1 protein-coding gene is annotated in these 560 nt (G+C 41.1%); it reads left to right on the plus strand.

Going from position 1 to position 560, the window contains the following annotated elements:
- Positions 1–560: aromatic amino acid lyase (locus ACFQZ9_RS28640; protein ID WP_498946757.1), on the plus strand; the 560-nt coding region annotated here is incomplete at both ends.

A 560-nucleotide genomic window follows, 5' to 3' on the forward strand; every position in this document is an offset into this window, starting at 1 on the left:
CGCAGTTATTTAAGTGACAGCTTATTGACTACACAACAAGGCGAGCTTCGCGTGCAGGATGCTTATTCACTTCGTTGTATCCCACAGGTTCATGGAGCTTCATGGCAGGCACTTGATTATGTAAAAGAAAAATTAGAAATTGAAATGAATGCGGCAACAGATAATCCATTAATTTTTGATGATGGTGAGAAAGTTATCTCTGGAGGTAATTTCCATGGCCAGCCAATTGCGTTTGCAATGGACTTTATGAAAATTGCCGTTGCGGAAATGGCTAATATTTCAGAACGACGCATTGAACGGTTAATCAATCCACAATTAAATGATCTGCCGCCTTTCTTAAGCCCAGAGCCAGGTCTACAATCTGGTGCGATGATTATGCAATATGTGGCAGCAGCGCTTGTTTCTGAAAATAAAACATTGGCACACCCAGCAAGTGTCGATTCGATCCCATCTTCTGCGAACCAAGAGGATCATGTAAGTATGGGAACCATTGGCTCAAGACATGCACATCAAATTATTCAAAATGCAAGAAGAGTTCTTGCGATTGAATTAATTTGTGC

This window comes from Neobacillus sp. GCM10027624 (assembly GCF_042675345.1).
Lineage (GTDB): Bacteria > Bacillota > Bacilli > Bacillales > Cytobacillaceae > Neobacillus > Neobacillus cucumis_D.